Below are 22,939 nucleotides of genomic sequence, written 5' to 3' on the forward strand. Positions count from 1 at the left end.
CCGCCTCAGGCTGCCTGCATGTCCTCGACGGACTGCGGCTTCGGCAGCGCCTTGATCTCGGCGGTCGTACCGATCTGCTGCCAGGAGATCATTTCGAGCGTTCCGTCGTGGTTCTCGGCAATCGCCGTGCAGCTCTCCACCCAGTCGCCCGTATTGACGTAGTGGATGCCTTCGATGTCCTCCATCACCGCGTGATGGATATGGCCGCAGATGACGCCGTCGACGTTGTTGCGGCGGGCCTCGTCGGCCACGACGCGCTGGAACTCGCCGATGAAGTTGACTGCGTGCTTGACCTGCAGCTTCGCCCAGGCGGAGAAGGACCAGTATGGCATGCCGAGACGGCGGCGGATCGCCGCCAGACCGATATTGATGACGATCGCCGCGTCATAGGCCCAGTCGCCGAGATAGGCGAGCAATCGGGCATTGCGCACCACGACGTCGAATTCGTCGCCATGGAGGATCAGGTATTTCTTGCCGTCGGCCATTTCGTAGATTGCACGTTCCGCCACCTCGATGCCGCCGAAATGGGTGCCCGGGAAGGAGCGCAGGAATTCGTCGTGATTGCCGGGGATGTAGACGATGCGGGTGCCCTTGCGCGCCTTGCGCAGAAGCTTCTGCACCACATCATTGCAGCCCTGCGGCCAGTACCAGTTCCGCTTCAGGCGCCAGCCGTCGATGATATCGCCGACCAGGAAGATCGTATCGGCTTCATGATAACGCAGGAAGTCGATCAGGAAATCCGTTCGGGCGGCCTTGGAACCCAGATGCACGTCCGAAATGAAGAGCGTTCTGAAATGCCTTGTATCCACTTGACCGGTCACGAAGTCATCCTTTCGCCGCCGCTTTTGGGATTTTCAAAATCAGACTCGTGTTTCAGGATGATGACAGGGCACTGGAAAAGCCCGCCCCGGCGCCGCTTCCGCAGCGTTCCGATTTCTGCCGCGGGCGCAAATTAGCTGCTGTCGCGCCCGGCCGATTGATGTATGGAGAACACTCCGCCTTTGGCCCATCAAGACACAAAAGACACGCCAGGAGACATCATGAACGCGCAGGACAAACCGAAACCGCAGACCCTGCCGGTCAGCGGCGATCTCGACGAGCAGGCGCTGTTCTTCCACCGCTATCCCCGGCCCGGCAAGCTGGAGATCCAGGCGACCAAGCCGCTCGGCAACCAGCGCGACCTGGCGCTCGCCTATTCGCCGGGCGTCGCGGCTCCCTGCCTCGCCATCCGCGACAATCCGGATGCGGCCGCCGACTTCACGGCCCGCTCCAATCTCGTCGCCGTCATCTCCAACGGCACGGCGGTGCTCGGCCTCGGCAATATCGGGCCGCTCGCCTCCAAGCCGGTCATGGAAGGCAAGGCCGTCCTCTTCAAGAAATTCGCCGGTATCGACGTCTTCGACATCGAGATCGACGCCGAAACGATCGAAGCCATGGTCTCGACCGTCTCGGCGCTCGAACCGACCTTCGGCGGGATCAACCTCGAAGATATCAAGGCGCCGGAATGTTTCGAGGTCGAGCGCCGCCTGCGCGCCAAGATGAACATCCCGGTCTTTCACGACGACCAGCATGGCACGGCGATCATCGTCGCCGCCGCGATCCTGAACGGGCTGGAGCTTGCGGGCAAGAACATCGCCGATGTGAAGATCGTCACGTCCGGCGCCGGCGCCGCCGCGCTCGCCTGCCTGCATCTCCTCGTCTCGCTCGGCGCGAAGAAGGAGAATATCTGGGTCCACGACATCGAAGGCCTCGTCTATGACGGCCGGAACACGTTGATGGACGAGTGGAAGGAAATCTACGCCCAGAAGACCGACAAGCGCGTGCTGGCCGACAGCATCGACGATGCCGACGTCTTCCTCGGCCTCTCGGCCGCCGGCGTGCTGAAGCCCGAACTGCTGGCCCGCATGGCGCCGAAACCGCTCATCATGGCGCTTGCCAACCCGACGCCGGAAATCATGCCGGAGCTGGCCCGCGCCGCCCGCCCGGACGCGATGATCTGCACCGGACGCTCGGACTTCCCGAACCAGGTCAACAACGTCCTGTGTTTCCCCTACATCTTCCGCGGCGCGCTCGATTGCGGCGCCCGGACGATCAACGAGGACATGAAGATGGCGGCGGTCAAGGCGATCGCAGCCCTTGCCCGCGAGGAAGTCTCGGATGTGGCGGCAAAAGCCTATTCCGGCGACACGCCCGTCTTCGGCCCGGACTACCTCATCCCCTCGCCGTTCGATCCGCGCCTCATCCTGCGCATCGCGCCGGCCGTGGCCAAGGCCGCCGCCGAAAGCGGCGTGGCGGCGCGGCCCATCCAGGATTTCGACGCCTATCTCGACCAGCTGAACCGCTTCGTCTGGCGCTCCGGCTTCATCATGAAGCCGATCTTCACCGCCGCCAAATCGGCCGAGAAGAAGCGGGTCATCTTCGCGGAAGGCGAAGACGAGCGCGTGCTGCGCGCCGCCCAGGTCCTGCTCGAGGAAAAGACCGCAACCCCGATCCTGATCGGCCGCCCCTCCGTCATCGAGGCCCGGCTCAAGCGTTTCGGCATCCGCATCCGGCCGGATGTCGATTTCGCCGTGGTCAACCCGGAAGACGATCCGCGCTACCGCGACTATGTCGACGACTACTTCGCGCTGGTCGGCCGCAGGGGCATCAACCCGGAAACGGCCCGCACCATCGTGCGTACCAACAACACGGTGATCGGCGCGCTTTCCGTCAAGCGCGGCGAGGCCGATGCGCTGATCTGCGGCGTCGAGGGGGGCTACGACAGGCACCTGCGCGACGTCGACCAGATCATCGGCCGCCGTCCGGGCGTCTGCGCGTTCTCGGGCCTCAGCCTCGTGATCTCGCAGCGTGGCGCGCTCTTCCTGGCGGACACGTTCGTCAACTACAATCCGTCCGTCCAGGAAATCGCCGAGATCACCGTCCTGGCGGCCGAGGAAGTCCGTCGCTTCGGCATCGTCCCGAAGGCGGCGCTGATCTGCCATTCGAACTTCGGTTCACGCGATTCCGAAAGCGCGCAGAAGATGCGCAGCGCCCTCAAACTGGTGCGCGAGCGCGCCCCCGATCTTATAGTGGACGGCGAAATGCAGGCAGGTTCGGCCCTTTCCGAAGCCGTGCGCAAGCGGGCCATGCCGAACAGTTCACTGACCGGCGACGCCAACCTGCTGATCTTCCCGAACCTCGACGCCGCCAACATCTCGCTCGGCATCGTGCGGAACATGACCGATGCCCTGCATGTCGGCCCGGTCCTGCTCGGCGCGGCCATGCCGGTGCACATTCTCTCTCCGTCGGTGACGTCGCGCGGCGTCGTAAACATGGCGGCGCTCGCCGTCGTGGAAGCATCGCAGCCCAATCTTGATGTTAATTCTTAAATCCTGACAACAGGCATCTGAAAATAAACGGTAATTTACACCAATATCTATCGCAGAACTGAAGCAGCTGCGATAGTCCGTGGTGACTGCCTTTATCATATTGTCAACCGGCCTCGTCCATGATGCGATCTGCCAATCGGAGAGAAAGCCGGATCATGCCTGTGCTTCGCGGCCTGTTGATCGCCCCGCTTCTGCTTGTCCCCGCCGCAGCCGCCGCACGGGATATCGCCACCTGCGCGGCCCTTTACCGGCAGCTCAACAATGCGCCGCAGATCATCGGCAATACCGGCGAGATGCGGCGTTTCGCGCAGGAACTCAGCCAGCAGAACAGCGATATCCGCATGCTCAGGATCGAGATGCGCCGGGCCGGCTGCAGTACGGGCAGCGTCGTTACCCTCGGCAATGCGAATAGCGAGGTCTGCGAGGAAATGCGGCAGGCCCTCGACACGCTGGAGCAAAGCCGCGACGCGCTGACGGCCGAGCGAAACAACGCCCGGCAAATCACGAGGCCTTCGGAGGAGCGCAACGCCATCCTGACGGCGATCCGCGCCAACAACTGCATTCCATCCGACGTGGAGGAGGACCACAAGGAAAGGCTGAAGGTGCAGGGCCTCGAACTGCCGGGCAAAGAGCCCTATTCCGGCATCACCCACCTGCATACCGGCGAACCGCAGCGGCAGCAGGCGGCGCCGGCAGCCGAGCCTTCTCCTCCTCCGGAACGTCCCTACGATCCCAACAGGAAGGTGCGCATGGTCGGCCCGACATTCCTGCCCGAGGAAAACATCGATCTGGCCCATCCGAAATCGAGCGGGCCTCAGCCGCAGCAATGAAGCGCGAAGGCGGGGCGCGATCTTGCCGGTCTGCGCCTTACGCTTTCGGCCCTCGTTTCATGATGTCGCCGGCGCAAGATCGCTGCGCATTCCTGTGCGCCATGCTTCAGCGCGCCTGCCACCGATCATGGAAGACCAGATCTTCGAGCGGCAGGCGCTGACGCCAGCCTTTGAGCGCGAGTTCCGGTTCGGCGTAAAGCCGGTCGACGTAACCGAGGCAGAGCCAGGCGACGATCTCGACGCGCTCCGGGATGCCGAGCAGGGCCCGCACGTCCCGGTCGTGAAAGATGCTGACCCAGCCGACGCCGACGCCTTCCGCCCGCGCCGCGAGCCAGAGGTTCTGCACGGCGCAGACGGCCGAGTAGACATCCATGCGCGGATTGTGGGTGCGGCCGAGCACCACCGGCCCCGCCCGGTCCGGATCGCAGGTGACGCAGATCGACAGCGGCGCCTTGCGGATGCCTTCGAGCTTGAGGCTGCGGTAGAGATCGCGCCGTTCCTGCGGAAACATCTCCGCCGCTTCGTCATTGGCGCGAGAGAATGCCGCCCAGGCGGCCTCCCGCACCGCCGCGTCGCGGATCAGAATGAAATTCCAGGGCTGCATGAAGCCCACCGACGGCGCCGCATGCGCCGCGCGGAGCAGCCGCATCACCAGGTCGTCCGGCAACGGATCGGGAAAAAACTGATCGCGCACGTCGCGACGCGTCTCTATCGCCCTGTAGACCGCGTTCCGCTCGGAGGTTGAAAATTCGCCCGCAGGCGCAAGGGCGTGTGCAGAAGGGTCCGGTCGCATCGTCTATCCCCAACAATGCAGCGCTCGCGCTCGCCCGTCCGGGGGTGAGGCACGAACTCCAAAACCTTCCGCCGTCCGCGCGGTCGGTCCATCTCGTCAGGCCGGTCTTCTGACTTGGCTTCGTCCACTTCCGCCGCAGCCTTCCCGGGCAAGCCCAGTGGCATCGATTTGCGGCCAAGCATCCGCCTTACAGCGTTGGGCACGTTCCGGCTTTCCACCGGATTCCCGATTCTCCTGCGATAGGCAGGCACCTGACCGGGCGTTTATGCCTCCGCGGCGCGCAGGATTCAAGCCGCCGATACGACGGGGAAATAGCGCACATAGGCGAATTCGTCACCGGACGGCGACCAGTTGGGCGAATTCATCGTGCCCTGCCCGCCGAAGAGATCGAACAGGGTCTCGACATTGCCGCCGTCCATGTCCATCAGCCGGACACGCACCTGCCTGTCGCGGGGGTGATCGAAGACATCGGCGTCGTAGGAGATGAAGACGATCTTGTCACCCTTCGGTGATGGATGAGGAAACCAGTCGCCATAATCGCTTTCGGTGATGCGCTCGGCCGTCCCCCCGGCGGCCGGCACGCGCCAGACCTGCATGAGGCCCATGCGGCTGGAATTGAAATAGATCCATCTGCCGTCCGGCGAATAATCCGGCCCGTCGTTGCGCCCCTCCCCGAAGGTCATCCGCTTCTCCTCGCCTCCCTCGACACCGACCGTATAGATATCGAAGACGTCGTTGCGGATGCCGCAATAGGCAAACCTCTTTCCGTCCGGCGACCAGCCATGCCAGTAGGACGGCAGGTTTTTCGTGACCAGCTTCGGCGAACCGCCTTCGGCCGGCAGGACATAGATGGCCGACTTGCCGAACCCCGCCTTGTCGGAAATCGCGATCAGCGAACCGTCCGGCGCGATGCCGTGATCGTTGTTGCACTGCCGGGCAAAGCCGGTATCGACGGGTACGGGACCATTGCCTCCATCCGGTGACAGGCGATAGATCAGGCCCTCGCTGTTGAGCATCAGGTAGCGACCGTCCGGGGACCAGTTCGGCGCCTCGAACAGCGCCCCGGTCTGCCAGACGACCCGGCTTTCGCGGGTACGGATGTTGAATATCTCGACCGAGCTGCGCAGCGCCATGGGTTTCCTCCCTATCGGTCCCGGAACCGGTTGGTGATCGGATAGCGCCGGTCGCGGCCGAAGTTCTTCCGGGTTATCTTCACGCCCGGCGGCGCCTGACGTCGCTTGTATTCGGCCAGATAAAGCAGATGCTCGACGCGGTGCGCCGTCGCCAGGTCATGGCCCCGCGCGACGATCTCCTCAATGCCCATTTCCATCTCGACCAGACATTCGAGGATGTCGTCGAGAACGGGATAGGACGGCAGCGAATCCTGGTCGGTCTGGTTCGGCCGGAGTTCCGCCGACGGGGCCTTGGAGAGGATATTTTTCGGGATCACCTCGCCCGCCGGCCCGAGCGCCCCTTCCGGCAGATGTTCGTTGCGCCATGCGGCAAGCGCGTAGACCTGCATCTTGTAGAGGTCCTTGATGGGGTTGAACCCGCCGTTCATGTCTCCGTAAAGCGTCGCATAGCCAACCGACATTTCCGACTTGTTGCCGGTCGTCACCACCATGGAGCCGAATTTGTTGGAGATCGCCATCAGCATCACGCCGCGTGTCCGGCTCTGCAGGTTTTCTTCGGTTATGCCCTCGTCCGCACCATCGAAAAGTTCGGAAAGCGCCGACGAAAAACCCTCGACCGGCTCGGCAATGGGCACGATGTCGTAACGGCAGCCGAGCGCCCTGGCGCAATCCGCGGCATCCCTGAGCGACGTTCCGGAGGTAAAGCGGTAGGGCAGCATGACGGTTCGCACCCGTTCCGCCCCGAGCGCATCGACGGCGATCGCCGCGCAAAGCGCGGAGTCGATGCCGCCGGACAGGCCAAGGACCACCGCCTTGAAGCCGTTCTTGTTGACGTAGTCGCGGAAACCGAGCAGGCACGCCCGATAGTCAGCCTCCTCCCTTTCCGGAATGACGGCGACCGCCCCGTCGACGCAGCGCCAGGTATCGTGGATCTTCGTCCACTCGCTCATCGTGACCGCCGGTTCGAACTGTCCCATCTGGAAGGCGAGCGTCCTGTCCGCATTGAAGGCAAAGCTCGCTCCGTCGAAGACAAGTTCGTCCTGGCCGCCAAGCTGCGCCGCATAGATCATCGGCAGGCCGGTCTCGATGACCTGTTTCAACACCACCTGATGGCGGATATCCACCTTGCCCCGATAATAGGGCGAGCCGTTCGGCACGAGCAGGATTTCGGCGCCACTTTCTGACAGAGTATCACAAACACCGAACTCGCCCCAGATATCCTCGCAGATGGGAATGCCGAGGCGGACGCCGCGAAAACTCACCGGCCCCGGCATGTCTCCGGCGACGAAGACGCGCTTCTCGTCGAATTCGCCGTAGTTCGGCAGGTCGACCTTGTCGCGGATGGCGACGATCCGCCCACCGTCGGCCACCGCGACCGAATTGTGCCGGCCTTCCTTGCCCTGGCGGGGAAAACCCACGATCACCCCCGGCCCGCCATCGGCGGTGTCTCCTGTAAGCTGTTCCACGGCCGACAGACAGGTTTTCAGGAAGGCCGGCTTCAGGACGAGGTCTTCGGGCGGATAGCCGGAGATGAAAAGTTCGGTGAAGAGAATGACATCCGCCCCCTGGCGGGCGGCATCCCGGCGCGCCTCGCGGGCAAGCGCCAGATTGCCGGCAACATCGCCGACGGTCGGGTTGAGCTGGGCGACGGCGATGCGGAACGTCTGGCTGATGTCCTGGGTCATGGCCACGATTTAGCGCCGGGTACCAGACGCGGCAACGTGCGCCCCGGAATTTTTATGGTGTTATTTTTACGGTGTTTCAGACGGATGCCGGGCGATCACCCGGATAATGCGGCACGCCATCCTCGGGAATGTCGTAGAAATCCCCCTTGTCGGCGCAATAGATATGCTCCCCCATGACAAGCCCGCTCGGCTGGTCGAATGCGCCGGCCATGATCGAGATCTGCTCGGTTCCATCGGCATACCAGAACAGGGCGGAACCGCATTCGGAACAGAAGCCGCGCCGGGCCATATCACTCGCCCGATACCATGAAAGCTTCTCCTCCCCTTCGAGGCGCAGGTTCTGGAGCGGCACGGCCGTCGCGACATAGAAAAGCCCCGTCTGCCGGCGGCATTGCGAACAATGACAAGCCGTCACCGTCCGCAAAGGCCCCGTCGTCTCGAACCTGATGGAGCCGCACAGGCACCGGCCGCTGTTCTTCCGCTTCACGGAACTCCTCCCTCTCAAAAGCCCGCATGCAGTCTTGCGGGTGCCGCAGCGGAGGTCAAATCGATTTCTCTCATCCCAGCTTTCAGCGGCGGCCCATAAACGAAAAGGCCGGCAGCGATGCCGGCCTTTTCTTCGATCACGAATGCGAAACGGCTCAGCCGTTCACGACGAGACGCTTTTCGTCGCGGCCGCTCTTCATCCGCTCGGCCAGCAGGAACGCAAGTTCCAGCGCCTGGTCGGCATTGAGCCGCGGGTCGCAATGGGTGTGGTAGCGGTCCTGCAGATCGCCCGCAGTCACCGCCCGGGCACCGCCGGTGCATTCGGTCACGTCCTTGCCGGTCATTTCCACATGGATGCCGCCCGGATGCGTGCCTTCGGCGCGATGGATCTGGAAGAAGCTTTCCACCTCCGACAGGACACGGTCGAAAGGCCGGGTCTTGTAGCCGTTCAGCGTGATCGTATTGCCGTGCATCGGATCGCAGGACCAGACGACCTTCTTGCCTTCCCGCTCGACGGCGCGGATCAGCTTCGGCAGGCTTTCCGCGACCTTGTCGTGGCCGAAACGGCAGATCAGCGTCAGCCGGCCCGCTTCATTGGTCGGGTTCAGGGCGTCGATCAGCTCGATCAGATTGTCCGGCTGCAGCGACGGACCGCATTTGAGGCCGATCGGGTTCTTGATGCCACGGAAATATTCCACATGCGCATGGTCGATCTGGCGCGTGCGGTCGCCGATCCAGATCATGTGGCCCGACGTCGCGTACCAGTCGCCCGATGTGGAATCGACGCGGGTCAGCGCCTCTTCATAACCAAGCAGCAGTGCCTCATGGCTGGTGAAGAAGTCGGTTTCGCGAAGGCTCGGATTGTTTTCCGAGGTGATTCCGATCGCGCGCATGAAATCCATGGTCTCGCTGATGCGATCGGCGAGCTTACGGTAACGCTCGCCCTGCGGGCTGTCCTTCACGAAGCCCAGCATCCACTTGTGCACGTTTTCGAGGTTGGCGTAGCCGCCCATCGCGAATGCGCGCAGCAGGTTCAGCGTCGCGGCCGACTGGCGATAGGCGTCGAGCTGCCGCTCCGGGCTGGGCGTGCGGGCCTCCGGCGTGAACTCGATGCCGTTGATGATGTCGCCGCGGTAGGACGGCAGTTCCAGATCGCCCTGCTTCTCGAAATTGGACGACCGCGGCTTGGCGAACTGACCGGCAATGCGGCCGACCTTGACGACCGGCAACTGCGCGCCATAGGTCAGGACGACCGCCATCTGCAGGAACGAACGGAAGAAGTCGCGGATATTGTCCGCGCCGTGCTCCACGAAGCTTTCGGCGCAATCGCCGCCCTGCAGCAGGAAGGCATCACCTTCCGCCACCTTGGCAAGCTGGCTCTTCAGGCGGCGGGCCTCGCCGGCGAAGACGAGCGGCGGAAAGGTGGAAAGTTGAGCTTCCGTTGCTGCCAGCGCGGCCTGGTCCGGGTAGTCCGGAACCTGCTGGATCGGTTTCTGCCGCCAACTGTTCGGGGTCCAATTCTGTGCCATCTCACTCACCTGTTCTTGCCGCGGCGATCGTCTGCCGGGCAACCTTTCTCGAAATTGGGGCGGCTTATAAACCTTAACGCCGGCCTTGCATAGCCGCCCGGTCCGCTTTGATACCGCAGGTCCCTGCCCGAGGGACGGTTCCGGCATGGGCCGCAGTATAGCAGCCCTGCCCACCCGCATGCAGCACGGATTCGCCGTATCGCAGCCTTCAGCGCCGTCCGATGGCGCAGGCCTCAGACGCGCTCGCCATTCCTGACGCGATAGCTCGGATTGTACATGGTGACGAGTTCCTCGGCCGCCGTCGGATGAACCGCCATGGTACGGTCGAAATCATCCTTGGTGACGCCGGCCTTCAGCGAGATTCCCAGAAGCTGCGCCATCTCGCCGGCGTCGTGGCCGAGCACATGCGCGCCCACGACCTTGCGGCTTGCCGCGTCGACGACCAGCTTCATGATCATCTTCTCGGCGCGACCGGACAGCGTCGCCTTCATGGGGCGGAATTCCGCCCGGTAGATCTCGAGTTCCGGATAGCGCCTGGCGGCCTCCTCCTCGGACAGGCCGACCGTGCCGATCTCCGGCTGCGAAAAGACGGCCGTCGGGATCAATTGATGGTCGGGCGCGGTCGGGTTATTCCTGTACTCGGTCTCGATGAAGCACATCGCCTCATGGATCGCGACCGGCGTCAGCTGCACCCGGTCGGTGACATCGCCCAGCGCATAGATGTTCGGAACGCTCGTCCGCGAATACTCGTCGACGACGATCGCACCGCGTTCGTTCACCGCGACGCCCGCAGCCTCCAGGCCCAGGCCACGGGTATTCGGATCGCGACCGAGCGCCAGCATGACCGTGTCGACGGCAATGGTCTCGCCGTTCAGGGTCTTCGCCACAAGCCCGCCGGCTGCCGCCCTGGTCACCTCCTCGATCACGTCGGTGAGAACGATGCGGATACCCTTTTCCACCATCGCCCTGTGCAGGCCCTGCCGCAGGTCATGATCGAAACGCGACAGGATCTCCTTGCCGCGATAGATCAGCGTCGTGTCGACGCCGAGACCATGGAAGATGTTGGCGAACTCGACCGCGATGTAGCCGCCGCCGGCGATCAGGATGGAGCGCGGCAGTTCCGGCAGATCGAAAGCCTCGTTGGAGGAGATGCAGAACTCGTGCCCCGGCAGCGCCGCATGCGGATTGGGCCAGCCGCCGGTCGCGATGACGATCTTCTCCGCCGTCACGGTCTTGCCGGTCTTCGTGAGCCGGACCGTATGGGCATCGACCAGTTCCGCGCGGGTTTCCAGAATTTCCGCACCGTTGTTCTCCAGGCCGCGGCGATAGAGGCCTTCGAGACGGGCGATCTCCTTGTCCTTGGCGGCGATCAGCTTCTTCCAGTCGAAGGTGCTTTCGCCGACATCCCAGCCGTAACCGGCGGCATCCTCGAAATGCTCGGCATATTGGGAGGCATAGACGAAAAGCTTCTTCGGCACGCATCCCCGAATGACGCAGGTGCCGCCGAAACGGTATTCTTCGGCGATCGCCACCCGCTTGCCGAGCGAAGCGGCAACGCGGCCCGCACGCACGCCGCCCGAACCGCCGCCAATCACAAAGAGATCGTAGTCATAGGCGGTCATGGAACTTCTCCTTCAGGCAGGCGGCGGGACTTGGCCCTCATATAGTGTTTCGGGCCGGCAAAGGAAAAGCCCGGATCGCTCCGGGCTTTCACAAAATTGTTGACCTGTATCGCGATCAGGGCTTCGGCGCAGGGGCCGGAGCCGGCTTCGCTGCCGGAGCAGCCGGCTTGGCAGGCGCCGCAGGCTTGGGAGCCGCCGCGGGCTTCGCCGGCGCTGGCGCCGGAGCGGCCGGGGCCGCGGTCTGCGCTTCAGCCGGGGCGGGATCGACGACGGGCGCCTGGATCGGGGTCGCATCGATGATGCCGCGCAGCTTTTCGCTGCTCTGGTTGGTCAGGTCGCGGGAAATGCCGTTCGCCCAGATCTCTGCGGCCTTCACAAGCTCGCGCGTGACAAGCGGCTGGTTGTTGAGCAGCTTCTTGCCGGTCTCGGTGTTGAAGAAGGTCGAGATCGCCTTCAATTCGTCGATCGAGAAAGTCTTGGCGTAGATGGTCGCAGCTTCCTTCTCCAGGTCGGCGCGGCGCGGCGCAAGCGTGAGCGCCTGCTCGTCGACGACGCCCGAAATCTGCTCCTGGAAATTCGGGGAGGCCTGGATGAACTGCGCCTTCAGGCGTTCCGCCAGGTTGGGCAGGATATTGTCGTAGCGATCCGTGACGTTCAGCGCAGCGATCGCCTCCCGTGCAGCGGCGATTTGGGCGTCCGAAACCTCCTGCGCACGCGCCGACATCGTGCAAGCGCCAGAGAAGAGGATCGCCAGAGCGGCGGCACGGCCGAGAACCGCGAATCTGATCATGGGTAGGTTGCTCCTAATTTATTTCGCCTTGAAGCGTTTATGCTTTCGCCTTGAGCGTTTGCGCTCCAGCCGGGCCGGCAATGATCGCAAGGGACGCCATATGGATGAACAGCCCGTGTTCGACGACACCGGGAATGGAATTCAGCTCCCCGGAGAGAGCCTCTGCATCAGGAATGCGGCCAAAAGATGCGTCGAAAATATGGTGGCCGCCATCCGTCATGAAGACATCGGCGCCGGATTTCCGCAGCTTCAGCTCACCGCCCAGACCCAGGCGCGCGGCAGCCTTTTCGATCGCGATGCGGGTCGCCGCCTGGCCGAAGGGATTGATTTCGATCGGCAGCGGAAAGGCCCCGAGCGTGGCGACCAGCTTGCTTTCGTCCGCAATAACGATCATTCGGCTCGACGCCGCGGCAACGATCTTCTCGCGCAGGAGCGCGCCGCCGCCGCCCTTGATCAGGGTCAGACCGGCATCCACCTCGTCGGCGCCGTCGATGGTCAGGTCGAGCTCGGGAAGTTCGTCGAGCGACTTCAGCGGAATGCCGAGTTCGACGCAAAGCCTCGCCGTGCGTTCGGACGTCGGGACGCCTTCGACCCGAAGCCCCCCATGAACCTTTTCGGCCAGGAGCCTTACGAATTCCTCCGCGGTCGAGCCGGTGCCGATGCCGAGCCGCATACCATCCTCGACATATGCCAGCGCCGCCTCAGCCGCCTTGACCTTCATTTCCCGGGCGTCCATCCGCCAAAAGCTCCCCGCTGTTTCGCCGAACCGCTGTTTACACGCCTCCTCCCGCAAACGAAAGTCCCCTTCACCGGTTTTGGGACGGGGTTTTGCTCAGGGCGCGAATCTCGCATATTTGCATTTGGCGGCCGGATTGCTTAAGCCGGGTCCGTATTCCGACAGAGCTTGCGAGGTTTCATTGACCACTCCCCTCGTCATTTTCGATCTCGACGGCACGCTGATCGACACCGCGCCGGACCTCATCGACAGCCTCAACCACACGATCGCGGCAGCCGGCCTTGCGCCCGTCACGTTCGAGGACCTGACCTATCTCGTAGGCCAGGGCGTGCGCGTGATGATCCACCGCGCGTTCGAACTGCGGAAGGTGCCGCTGGACGAGCCGACGGCCGAGCGGCTGTTCGACCGCTATATAGAGCACTACAGAGCTCACATGCCCGGCAGGAGCCGCCCTTATGACGGCGTCGTCGAATGCCTCGACCGGCTGGAGACCGCCGGCATGCGGCTCGCGATCTGCACCAACAAGATCGGCCAGCTCGCCATCCCGCTTCTTGAGAAACTCGGCCTCGCCGACCGGTTCGCGACGATAACCTGCGGCGACACCTTCGCGGTCCGCAAGCCGGACGCGCGCCATATCCTCGGCACGGTCGACCGGGCCGGATGCGACCCTACGCGGAGCCTGATGATCGGCGACAGCGTCAACGACATCCTCGCGGCCCAGAATGCCCGCGTTCCCTCGGTCGCCGTGACATTCGGATATTCCGACGTTTCGGTCGACACGCTGAACCCGGACCATGTCATCAGCGGCTACGACCAGTTGACCGTGGAACTGGTGCAGTCATTGATCGGCCTCGACGCCAAACAGGCCGCAACGGCGAAATAATCGAGAGCGCCGCCGGACCCGGCCCTGCCGGAGCCCGAGTCCCGTTCGGATGCAAAAAAGGCGGCCCCCGGCCGCCTTTTCCTTTGATCTTGCGCCTGCGTCAGCTTTGGGCGGAGCGGACCTTCGTCGTCGCCTGGAAAGCCTTCGCCATCGCGGCGTCGCGGCCGTAGACATCGTCGAAATATTCGACCTTCCCGTCCTTGTCCGGCCAGGCGGTGAAATAGGAGACATAGACCGGGATCTTGACCGGCACCTTGGCCGCGACGTTCTGGCCGTCGGCGATACGGGCGTTCACGTCGTCGATCGTCGTGCCAAGCACCGCGGCCGCCATCTTGCGGGGCTCGGCAAGCCGCACGCAGCCGTGGCTCAGCGCGCGCATGTCGCGCTGGAAGAAATTCTTCGACGGAGTGTCGTGCATGTAGATCGCATGGCTGTTCGGGAAGAGGATCTTCAGATCGCCGAGAGCGTTGTCGCTCGACGGCGGCTGGCGCACCGAAACGTTCTGGGTCGAACCGTACCAGTTGACGCTGCTCGACGAAACGGCGCGGCCGTTGACCGAAACCTCGTAGCCCAGCCGGTCGAGATAGCTCGGGTCCTGGCGCAGGCGCGGCAGCATCTCGTTGATGATGATCGACTGGGGCACGCCCCAGTAGGGATTGAACTCGACGGTTTCGATCTCGTCCTGGAAGAAATAGGTCTGGTTCGACTTGGAGCCGACGACCACGCGCATGGAGAACTGCTCCGCGCCGTGATCGTGATAATAGACGGTGAAGGCCGGCTGGTTGATGAAGACGTAGCGGTTTCCGAGATCGTCCGGCAGCCAGCGCGCCTGCTCCATGGCGATGACCAGCTTCTCGATCTTGTCCTGCGACGTGTGGCCGACCATCTTGCGGACGGTGGCGGCGCCGATCACGCCGTCAGGCTTGAGGCCGACCTCGGCCTGGAAGGATTTCACCACCTCGACGAGGTCCGGCGTATAATCCGGCGTCTGCTGGTAGGCCGCGAACGTGGCCGCATGCCTGGTCTTCAATGCTTCCGAACCGACATGCTGGATCGCGCCGATGACATTGGCCATGTCCGGGCTGCTCTTGCCGGGCTTCAATAGAAGATCGCCCGGCAGGGAGACCTGCGGCCCATTGTCGACGGCTTCGGCGCGCAGCTTCGCAAGCTCAGCCTTCAGCGCCTGGAACTGCGCGCTCTTCGGGGCGAGGCCCTCCAGATAGGCGGCGGCATCCGGCCCGTCCTTGGCGAATGGCAGGACCAGGGAAAGCTTGACGTCCTTGCGCTTGAAATCGTGGTAGCCGGAAACGCCGTTCGGATCGATGCGGCCGCGCATCATGTCCGCCGAGAACATCAGCACCTTTCCGGACAGCGCCAGCTCGAACTGCATCAGGTCGCGGTCATGGGAATCCGCCGGGGAGGACGAAGCAGCGGTCGCGGCGGAACCGGCCTCCACCGGCGCGGCAGGATCGGCAGGCGGCACGACGCTTGCGGTCGTCAGCGACGGAACGGGAAGCAGGTAGTCCGCGGGGTCGAGGCCGTATTCGCCAGCCCGTTCGAAGAGCGCCAGCACGCCCCTCGCCTTCTCGTTGACATCGCCATCGGAAACCCAGACGGGTTCGGCCGACTTGTTGTAGAAGGCTTCCAGAGCGGCGGCGACCTCCGCCGGCGCGGAAACCTTCGCCCCGGCCAGAAGCCTTGCGCCGTCCGTCGCGGACGCCGCCGCGAAGCCCGCCGTCTTCACGACGCGCCCGGCGTCGGGCTTGTATGTATAGTATCGGGGGCCGGAGACCTTCGGCAGCGGCTCCGGATCGGCAAGACTCCGCTCGCTCGGCGCACCGCCGCGGCCAGTCTCCACGCCCGGAAGGCCGTTATCGGCCTGCCGGGGCTTGCCGGCGCCGGGGCCGCCGCGCAGGATGTCCAGAAGGGTGATCGCATGGGCGGGAACCGCCGCTCCGGTGAAGATCGAAATGCCCGACACCAACGCCAGTGCGATCGAAATTTTCTTGTGTTTGTGCTGCAATGTCGTCCCCGTCACCTGCATCCCGCCTCTTCATTCGCGGGCTCGAAAATATACCACGCCATCTAACCGATCGCGTAAGGGATGGAAAGAAACGCCTGACTATTCCGCCCGGTTTACGCCCGCTGGAAAAGACTGTCGAAGCGCGCGTGGAAGGTTAAGAAATTATTGGTTAAATTTTTACTGACGCCGCGCCCTGCCCGCAAAGTCATCTCATGGGGCATTGCGAACAAATCTCCGGCCCGTGTCATAAAAGGCACGCCCAAAGTCGCATCGAAAGCGCGACACGCCGTCTTGCGGACGCAGGACAATCGTATAGTAATGCCGCCGGCCGGCATTTGCGCGAAAAACGCGCCGTCGGCCGCCTGACCGGCAGCGACCAAGATGAGACAGAGGCAGCGAAAATGGCAACGACCCGCACCGAAACCGATACGTTTGGCCCGATCGAAGTGGCGAGCGACCGTTATTGGGGCGCCCAGGCGCAGCGCTCGCTCGGCAATTTCAAGATCGGCTGGGAAAAGCAGCCGCTCGCCATCGTCCGTGCGCTGGGCATCGTCAAGCAGGCCGCGGCCCGCGCCAACATGGAACTCGGCGGCCTCGATCCGGCTCTCGGCAAGGTGATCGTCGAAGCGGCGCAGGAAGTCATCGACGGCAAGCTCAACGACCATTTCCCGCTCGTCGTCTGGCAGACCGGCTCCGGCACCCAGTCGAACATGAACGCCAACGAGGTGATCTCCAACCGGGCGATCGAAATGCTCGGCGGCGTCATGGGCTCCAAGAAGCCGGTGCATCCGAACGATCACGTCAACATGAGCCAGTCGTCGAACGACACCTATCCGACGGCCATGCACATCGCCTGCGTCGAACAGATCGTCCGCCATCTCATCCCCTCGCTGAAGCACCTGCACGAAGCGCTGGAGGTGAAGGTCAAGGCATTTGCCCACATCATCAAGATCGGCCGCACGCACACCCAGGATGCGACCCCGCTGACGCTCGGCCAGGAGTTTTCCGGCTATGCGGCGCAGGTCGGCTCGGCGATCGCCAATATCGAACTGACGCTGCCGGCGCTTTCGAAGCTCGCCCAGGGCGGCACCGCCGTCGGCACGGGCCTCAACGCGCCGGTCGGCTTTGCGGAAAAGGTCGCCGCGGAAATCTCGAAGATCACCGGCCTGCCCTTCGTGACCGCCCCGAACAAGTTCGAGGCGCTCGCCTCGCACGACTCAATGGTCTTCGCCCACGGCGCGGTCAACGCAGCCGCAGCCGCCCTCTTCAAGATCGCCAACGACATCCGCTTCCTCGGCTCGGGTCCGCGCGCCGGCCTCGGCGAACTCTCCCTGCCGGAAAACGAGCCGGGCTCGTCGATCATGCCGGGCAAGGTGAACCCGACCCAGTCGGAGGCCCTCACCCAGGTCTGCGCCCATATCTTCGGCAACCATGCGGCACTGACCTTCGCCGGCAGCCAGGGCCATTTCGAGCTCAACGTCTACAATCCGATGATGGCCTACAACTTCCTGCAGTCGGTCCAGCTTCTCGGCGACGCCGCCGTCTCCTTCACCGACAATTGCGTGGTCGGCATCGAGGCGCGCGAGGACAACATCAAGCACGGCGTCGAGAATTCGCTGATGCTGGTTACCGCGCTCAACACGAAGCTCGGCTACGACATCTGCGCCAAGATCGCCAAGACCGCCCACAAGAACGGCACGACGCTCCGCGAGGAAGCGGTCGGCGGCGGATACCTGACGAATGAAGAATTCGACCGGTACGTCCGCCCGGAGAACATGATCGGCCCGAAATAAACAGGCCGCTTCCGGAAGAGAACAGAAAAGCCCCGTCCTCAAAAAGCGGGGCTTTTCTTATTCGCATACATAAAATGCCATTAATTCCGGTAACTTCATACCTGCCCCGCCAGCTTTCCGGCCTGCCGGACCAGTCTCGGGAAACCCATTATTTTTGAGGGAAATCAGTTATTTCCCGGATACAAAATAAAATTGAGAACAAGCTCCCCACCGTCCACCCCTTAATTCTTTTCCAATATTTTTCACATACTAATTCACTTAATTACATTATGGGCGGGATTGAGTGGGGATCGTCGATGACGACGGCAGCGGCGCCGAAGGCGCAACCTAGCGATCTGATCAGTCAGATCATCTATGCGGTGCGATTGATGGGCGTCGCGCCGATCCCGCGCAACTATCAACTCTTCTACGAAGCCTATATCGGCTCCAATCCGGACCTGACCCGGGATCTGGCGGCGCTCGGAAACCGGGCGAACCAGGAAGAACTGGACGAACTCTCCCATCGGCACGTGGGAACCGGCCAGGCAACGGTCATCGAGAATGCGCATACCAGAATCCTGGGCGAGCTCGATTCGCTTCTCAAGATCCTGCGCCAGGAGCAGAATTCGCTGCAGAGCTACAGCAAGCTGCTCGGAGAGACCGCACAGAGGATCAACTCCAAGAGCAATTTCTCGTCCGAGCTTCTGAGCAACGCCATTTCGCTCCTCAGCGAGGCGACGGGCACGACCCTTGCCCATGGCGAGAAGACCGCCGGCGGCGTCGAGCAGCGATCTCAGGAAATGGATCAGGTCCGCAGGGAACTCGACGAATACAAGCGCATCGCCAACACGGACTCGCTGACGCGCATCGCCAACCGGCGTGCTTTCGACGAGCGGCTGGCGGGGGTCTACAACAATTCCGCCGTCCTGCCGCTGACCGCCCTGGTGCTGGCGGATATCGACAATTTCAAGAAGATCAACGACAGCTTCGGCCATCCGGTCGGCGACAAGATCCTCGCCACCGTCGCCTCCGTGATCCGCTCGAACGTCCGCAAGGAGATCTTCGTCGCACGCTCCGGCGGCGAGGAATTCGCGATGATCGTCGAAGGCAATACGCCCGAAGAGGTACTGATCATCTGCGAGCGGGTCCGCCGCGCACTGGAAACCCGCACCTTCCGCAATTCGCGCTCCGGCATCGAATATGGTCCGATCACCATTTCGCTCGGCTTCGCCATGGGATCGCAGGCGGAGGACCCGGGTGAACTCTACGCCAATTCCGATACCGCGCTCTATCACGCCAAGAATGCCGGCCGCAATCGAACGGTCTTCTTCGAGGACGGCATGCGGAAGGACTATATCGGCAAGGGCTGGCTGATCTACCAGAAATAAGGCGCCATCCGGATGCCGGTTCGACGCCGCCTGGTTCACCACATGGTTCTGGCGGCGCGGTCCGGCCATTCGCGGTCGTAGGATTCCTTGTCGAAATCGGCCTTGGCCGCCTTCAGAAGCGTCCCGGGGGTCGGCAGGCTCTTCGGATCGACGAACCGCTCGGGATTCCAGAGTTCGGCGCGCATCAGCGCCCGGGCGCACTGGAAGTAGACCTCGCCGATGGTGATGACGGTCACGCTGCGCGGATGTTTTCCGTCCATCTCGAAGCTTTCCAGCAGCGTCGGTTCGACGGAGACCACGGCGCGGCCGTTGATGCGCATGGCCGTATTCGAGCCGGGGACCAGGAACATCAGCGCCACACGCGGGTCGCGGACGATGTTGAGAAGCGAATCGATCCGGTTGTTGCCGCGCCAGTCCGGCAGGAGCAGCGTCGCTTCGTCCCGGATGCGCACCGCTCCGCCCAGGTCGCCACGTGGTGAACAATCCAGCCCCTCCGGCCCGACGGTCGCAAGCGCCACGAAGGGCGAGGCCTCGATCATCTGCCGGTATTCCGGCGTCAGCACCCTGGTCACCTTGACGAGCGATGCCTCGGATACGCCATCGTAGATGGCCTTCAGTTCCTCGACGGATGTGATGATGGTCATGGCTCGTCCCCGCAAATCGGCCCGGTGCGGCGACACCGGCCCGAAAATCGCCATCGACTTTCGGAAAGCGCGATGCGCAGCGTCAACAGGCCAGTGTCCTTGTGCGTCCGTTCGGACGCACGGCGCTAACCGGTGCGGGTGACAGTATGATGACGGGTTTCGCCGATCAAGCGGCCGCGTCGCCGTCCGATACCCCGTGGGCCGGCCGGGCCTCCTCCCCCAGGAAAGCGGCGATCGTTTCGATCACGCCGCGGTCGCTGACGATGCGGCGATGACCAAGCCCGTTCGCCCAGTGCAGACGCGCGGTTTCCAGGCCGTCGAAACGACGGGCATGGTCGGCCGCGACCTCCTTGTCGTCCTCCGCATGCACGACCAGCACGGGTGTTCCGGTCTGCGCTGCGCTGCGGACCGTATCGAAATCGTCGAGCGATGCGCCGGTCACCTGCTCGGCCAGCCGGATCAATCGCGCCTTGACGCGCGGCGAGAGGCCGACCATCCGCGAAAAATCGTCGAAAAGCCAATGGATATGGCTCGGCGAGCCGATGATCACCAGCTTGTCCGGCGTGATCGCGCCCGTCCCCTTCATGACGCCGCCGGCCGCCAGCATCATGGTCGCTCCGCCGAAGGAATGGCCTATCGCCGCATCGAACCGGCCGAAGCGCCGTTCCGCCTCCACCACCGCTTCCACCGCCTGGCGCATGTTGAGGCTGCGGCCGCTGGAAAGCCCGTGGCCGGGAAGGTCGAGCACCACGACCTCGGCTCCCGCCTCGGCAAGCCCTGCCGGCAGCGCGGAAACATAGGCGGCGCTGGAACCCCAGCCATGCACCACCAGATATCTCGGCCGTCCCGGCTTTCCATCGCCATTGAAGCGATAGGCCATGACCGTCGACCGGCCGGCCTGAAACGGCACCCTTTCGGCCGCGGCGAGCCGTTTTCGGCCTTCCGCTTCAGCCACCCTCGCCTTCTCGCCCCTGGGCCGGCGCGACGGCGTGCGGCAGAAGAGCGCGAAGGCAAGCTTCGCGGAGGTTGCGGGAAAGGGCCCGCCCATGGAGGCAAAGGCGAAACGGATGACGTTGCGTGCAAAGGATGGCATAGTGGGGAAATCCCATAATGTTCAATATTGAACAATAAAGTACAACTATGAACAAAAATCAATCCCTCCCCTGGGATCATCCACGTTTTCGAAGCTGGATCGCCGTGGCGCGCGCCTGCCAGCTCATGCAGACCGTGCTGACGCGCGAGCTCGCGGAGCTGGACATCAAGCCGCCGCATCTCGACATTCTCGTCAACCTCTATCGTTTCGAAGGCATTTCGCAGCAGGAACTGGCGCGCAAGCTGCTCGTCGGCCGCTCCAACATGAGCATGACGCTGCCGCAGATGGAAAAACGTGGCCTGATCGAAAGGCGCGGCGACGCGAAGGACAAGCGCGTGCTGCGCCTCCACCTGACGCCGGAGGGCCGGACAATCGCCGAGGACGCAATGTCGATCCAGACCGCGCTCATCGAACGGACGCTCTCCTCGACCCCGATCGAGCAATGCCATGCGCTGGCCGAGTCCATGGAAAAGATCATCCTCGCCCTGCAGGCGGAGAATGTCGAGGAAAGCGAATCGGCCTGACGCGGTTGCCGGACCTATCTCGCCCGTTGCGGCGGATCGCGGCTCAGGCCTTTTTCCCGAAGCTCCCGCTCATAATCGGCAAGCAGCTCCCCGCCGCGTTCGCCCAGTTCGCGCAGATAGGACCAGGTGAAGATGCCGCTGTCATGGCCGTCGTCGAAAGCGATCCGCACCGCATAGTTGCCGGTCGGCGTGATCGCCCGGATGCCGACATTCCGCTTGCCGGCCACGGTCACCTTCTGGCCGGGACCGTGGCCCTGCACTTCCGCGGACGGCGAAAGAACCCGCATGATCTCGGCAGGCAGCGAGAAGGCCTTGCCGTCAGTGAAGGTGACGTCGAGCGTGCGGCGGTCCCTGGAGACCCTGAGTTCCGTCGGCCAGATATCGCTCATGATGAAGCCTCCGCATTGTCGCATACCCAGTCATATGCCCAGCCGAGGATTATGGGCTTCGACGATTTGCCGCAAGCTGTTTTGCGCCGGTCCCTGTTCTTGCTGGACAGACTGTCATACACTTGACCGAAAAGCTCGGAATCCCCATTTTCGGGTAAAGGGAGATCACGACGTGAACGGTTTCGCAGGACTGGTTGGAGGTGCAGCCCCATTGGTCGCCGGCAAGGCGCCGATGATCGATCCGTTCGGCCGTTCCGTCTCCTATCTGCGCGTATCCGTCACCGACCGGTGCGATTTCCGCTGCACCTATTGCATGGCGGAAAACATGACCTTCCTGCCGAAGAAGGACCTGCTCACGCTGGAAGAGCTCAACCGGCTCTGTTCCGCCTTCATTTCCAAGGGCGTCCGCAAGATCCGCCTGACGGGCGGCGAACCGCTGGTGCGCAAGAACATCATGTTCCTCGTGCGCGAGCTCGGCCGGCATATCCAGTCCGGCGCGCTGGACGAACTCACGGTCACCACCAACGGCTCGCAGCTTGCACGCTATGCCGGCGAGCTCCACGATTGCGGCGTCCGGCGCATCAACGTCTCGCTCGACACGCTCGACCCTGCGAAATTCAAGGCGATCACCCGCTGGGGCGATTTCGACAAGGTCATGCAGGGCATTGACGCCGCCCAGAAGGCAGGCCTGAAGATCAAGCTCAACGCCGTGGCCCTCAAGGACATCAACGCGGCGGAAATCCCGGACATGATCCGCTTCGCACACGGCCGGGGCATGGACCTGACGGTGATCGAGACCATGCCGATGGGCGAGATCGAAGAGGACCGCACCGACCAGTATCTGCCGCTTTCCAGGCTGCGGGCCGATCTCGAGGAGCGGTTCACGCTCGTCGACATCCCCTACAAGACCGGCGGCCCGGCCCGCTATGTCGAGGTCAAGGAGACCGACGGACGGCTCGGCTTCATCACGCCGATGACACATAATTTCTGCGAGAGCTGCAACCGGGTGCGGCTCACCTGCACCGGCACGCTCTACATGTGCCTCGGCCAGAACGACGCCGCCGACCTGCGCACGGCGCTGCGCGCCTCCGAAAGCGACGACTACCTCCATGCCGCGATCGACGAGGCCATCCTGCGCAAGCCGAAGGGGCACGACTTCATCATCGACCGTACTCACAAGAAACCTGCCGTCGCCCGCCACATGAGCGTCACGGGCGGCTGAACGCCATCGCTGCGGGTCCCCATCACTGC

20 protein-coding genes and 1 riboswitch are annotated in these 22,939 nt (G+C 63.4%); of the genes, 7 read left to right on the forward strand and 13 right to left on the reverse strand.

Annotated elements, in window-relative coordinates:
- Positions 1–5 precede the first annotated feature (5 nt).
- Positions 6–821: a UDP-2,3-diacylglucosamine diphosphatase gene (locus tag ACFFP0_RS27470; protein WP_377265405.1), complete on the reverse strand. Its 816-nt coding sequence runs from the start codon at positions 819–821 to the stop codon at positions 6–8.
- Between the two features lie 219 nt (positions 822–1,040).
- On the opposite strand from ACFFP0_RS27470, the gene ACFFP0_RS27475 reads away from it, so the two are divergent.
- The gene (locus tag ACFFP0_RS27475) at positions 1,041–3,368 is read left to right on the forward strand and encodes an NADP-dependent malic enzyme (protein ID WP_377265406.1); all 2,328 of its coding nucleotides are present in this window, start codon (positions 1,041–1,043) and stop codon (positions 3,366–3,368) included.
- A gap of 155 nt (positions 3,369–3,523) precedes the next feature.
- Entirely contained in the window at positions 3,524–4,198 is a 675-nt protein-coding gene (locus ACFFP0_RS27480) for a hypothetical protein (protein WP_377265407.1), read from the forward strand.
- Positions 4,199–4,304: 106 nt separating this feature from the next.
- Here ACFFP0_RS27480 and bluB read toward each other — a convergent pair whose 3' ends face one another.
- The 8 genes from bluB to rpiA all read right to left on the reverse strand — a co-directional run bounded on the left by bluB (position 4,305) and on the right by rpiA (position 12,972).
- The gene (bluB, locus tag ACFFP0_RS27485) at positions 4,305–4,991 is read right to left on the reverse strand and encodes a 5,6-dimethylbenzimidazole synthase (RefSeq protein ID WP_377265408.1); all 687 of its coding nucleotides are present in this window, start codon (positions 4,989–4,991) and stop codon (positions 4,305–4,307) included.
- Positions 4,992–5,073: 82 nt separating this feature from the next.
- Positions 5,074–5,261: riboswitch (cobalamin riboswitch) on the reverse strand.
- Positions 5,262–5,278: 17 nt separating this feature from the next.
- Positions 5,279–6,118 carry a TolB family protein gene (locus ACFFP0_RS27490; protein ID WP_377265503.1) on the reverse strand — a complete coding sequence of 280 codons (840 nt, stop codon included), beginning with the start codon at positions 6,116–6,118 and terminating at the stop codon, positions 5,279–5,281.
- Positions 6,119–6,135: 17 nt separating this feature from the next.
- Positions 6,136–7,809, reverse strand: coding sequence for an NAD+ synthase (locus tag ACFFP0_RS27495; protein ID WP_377265504.1), 1,674 nt, complete (start codon positions 7,807–7,809; stop codon positions 6,136–6,138).
- Between the two features lie 76 nt (positions 7,810–7,885).
- Positions 7,886–8,296 carry a GFA family protein gene (locus ACFFP0_RS27500; protein WP_377265409.1) on the reverse strand — a complete coding sequence of 137 codons (411 nt, stop codon included), beginning with the start codon at positions 8,294–8,296 and terminating at the stop codon, positions 7,886–7,888.
- 154 nt (positions 8,297–8,450) lie between these two features.
- The gene (locus tag ACFFP0_RS27505; RefSeq protein WP_377265410.1) at positions 8,451–9,824 is read right to left on the reverse strand and encodes a class II 3-deoxy-7-phosphoheptulonate synthase; all 1,374 of its coding nucleotides are present in this window, start codon (positions 9,822–9,824) and stop codon (positions 8,451–8,453) included.
- Positions 9,825–10,057: 233 nt separating this feature from the next.
- Positions 10,058–11,446 (reverse strand): glutathione-disulfide reductase, encoded by a 1,389-nt coding sequence (gene gor, locus ACFFP0_RS27510; protein ID WP_377265411.1) that lies wholly within the window; start codon positions 11,444–11,446, stop codon positions 10,058–10,060.
- Between the two features lie 115 nt (positions 11,447–11,561).
- Positions 11,562–12,236 (reverse strand): DUF2059 domain-containing protein, encoded by a 675-nt coding sequence (locus ACFFP0_RS27515; protein WP_377265412.1) that lies wholly within the window; start codon positions 12,234–12,236, stop codon positions 11,562–11,564.
- A gap of 37 nt (positions 12,237–12,273) precedes the next feature.
- Positions 12,274–12,972: a ribose-5-phosphate isomerase RpiA gene (rpiA, locus tag ACFFP0_RS27520; protein WP_377265413.1), complete on the reverse strand. Its 699-nt coding sequence runs from the start codon at positions 12,970–12,972 to the stop codon at positions 12,274–12,276.
- A gap of 181 nt (positions 12,973–13,153) precedes the next feature.
- Between rpiA and ACFFP0_RS27525 the strand changes: the two genes are divergently transcribed.
- A complete protein-coding gene (locus tag ACFFP0_RS27525) occupies positions 13,154–13,855 on the forward strand; it encodes an HAD family hydrolase (protein ID WP_377265414.1) in 702 nt (233 codons plus the stop codon).
- Between the two features lie 100 nt (positions 13,856–13,955).
- On the opposite strand, the gene ACFFP0_RS27530 is transcribed toward ACFFP0_RS27525, so the two are convergent.
- Positions 13,956–15,899 carry a L,D-transpeptidase family protein gene (locus ACFFP0_RS27530; RefSeq protein ID WP_377265415.1) on the reverse strand — a complete coding sequence of 648 codons (1,944 nt, stop codon included), beginning with the start codon at positions 15,897–15,899 and terminating at the stop codon, positions 13,956–13,958.
- A gap of 380 nt (positions 15,900–16,279) precedes the next feature.
- On the opposite strand from ACFFP0_RS27530, the gene fumC reads away from it, so the two are divergent.
- Together fumC and ACFFP0_RS27540 are read left to right on the forward strand one after the other, a co-directional pair.
- The gene (fumC, locus tag ACFFP0_RS27535; RefSeq protein ID WP_377265416.1) at positions 16,280–17,671 is read left to right on the forward strand and encodes a class II fumarate hydratase; all 1,392 of its coding nucleotides are present in this window, start codon (positions 16,280–16,282) and stop codon (positions 17,669–17,671) included.
- 296 nt (positions 17,672–17,967) lie between these two features.
- Positions 17,968–19,038 carry a GGDEF domain-containing protein gene (locus tag ACFFP0_RS27540; RefSeq protein ID WP_377265417.1) on the forward strand — a complete coding sequence of 357 codons (1,071 nt, stop codon included), beginning with the start codon at positions 17,968–17,970 and terminating at the stop codon, positions 19,036–19,038.
- 35 nt (positions 19,039–19,073) lie between these two features.
- Here the strand turns inward: ACFFP0_RS27540 and ACFFP0_RS27545 are convergent, their stop codons facing one another.
- Both ACFFP0_RS27545 and ACFFP0_RS27550 read right to left on the reverse strand, forming a co-directional pair.
- On the reverse strand, positions 19,074–19,682 hold the full coding sequence (locus ACFFP0_RS27545) for a pyridoxamine 5'-phosphate oxidase family protein (protein WP_377265418.1): 609 nt from the start codon (positions 19,680–19,682) through the stop codon (positions 19,074–19,076).
- A 166-nt stretch (positions 19,683–19,848) separates the two neighbouring features.
- The gene (locus tag ACFFP0_RS27550) at positions 19,849–20,775 is read right to left on the reverse strand and encodes an alpha/beta hydrolase (protein ID WP_377265419.1); all 927 of its coding nucleotides are present in this window, start codon (positions 20,773–20,775) and stop codon (positions 19,849–19,851) included.
- Positions 20,776–20,822: 47 nt separating this feature from the next.
- On the opposite strand from ACFFP0_RS27550, the gene ACFFP0_RS27555 reads away from it, so the two are divergent.
- Entirely contained in the window at positions 20,823–21,299 is a 477-nt protein-coding gene (locus tag ACFFP0_RS27555) for a MarR family winged helix-turn-helix transcriptional regulator (protein ID WP_377265420.1), read from the forward strand.
- Between the two features lie 14 nt (positions 21,300–21,313).
- Here the strand turns inward: ACFFP0_RS27555 and ACFFP0_RS27560 are convergent, their stop codons facing one another.
- On the reverse strand, positions 21,314–21,688 hold the full coding sequence (locus ACFFP0_RS27560; protein WP_377265421.1) for a gamma-butyrobetaine hydroxylase family protein: 375 nt from the start codon (positions 21,686–21,688) through the stop codon (positions 21,314–21,316).
- 232 nt (positions 21,689–21,920) lie between these two features.
- On the opposite strand from ACFFP0_RS27560, the gene moaA reads away from it, so the two are divergent.
- Positions 21,921–22,910: a GTP 3',8-cyclase MoaA gene (gene moaA, locus ACFFP0_RS27565; RefSeq protein WP_377265505.1), complete on the forward strand. Its 990-nt coding sequence runs from the start codon at positions 21,921–21,923 to the stop codon at positions 22,908–22,910.
- Positions 22,911–22,939 lie beyond the last annotated feature (29 nt).

Origin of the sequence: Neorhizobium puerariae, from assembly GCF_042429745.1 — a bacterium.
GTDB classification, from domain to species: domain Bacteria; phylum Pseudomonadota; class Alphaproteobacteria; order Rhizobiales; family Rhizobiaceae; genus Neorhizobium; species Neorhizobium puerariae.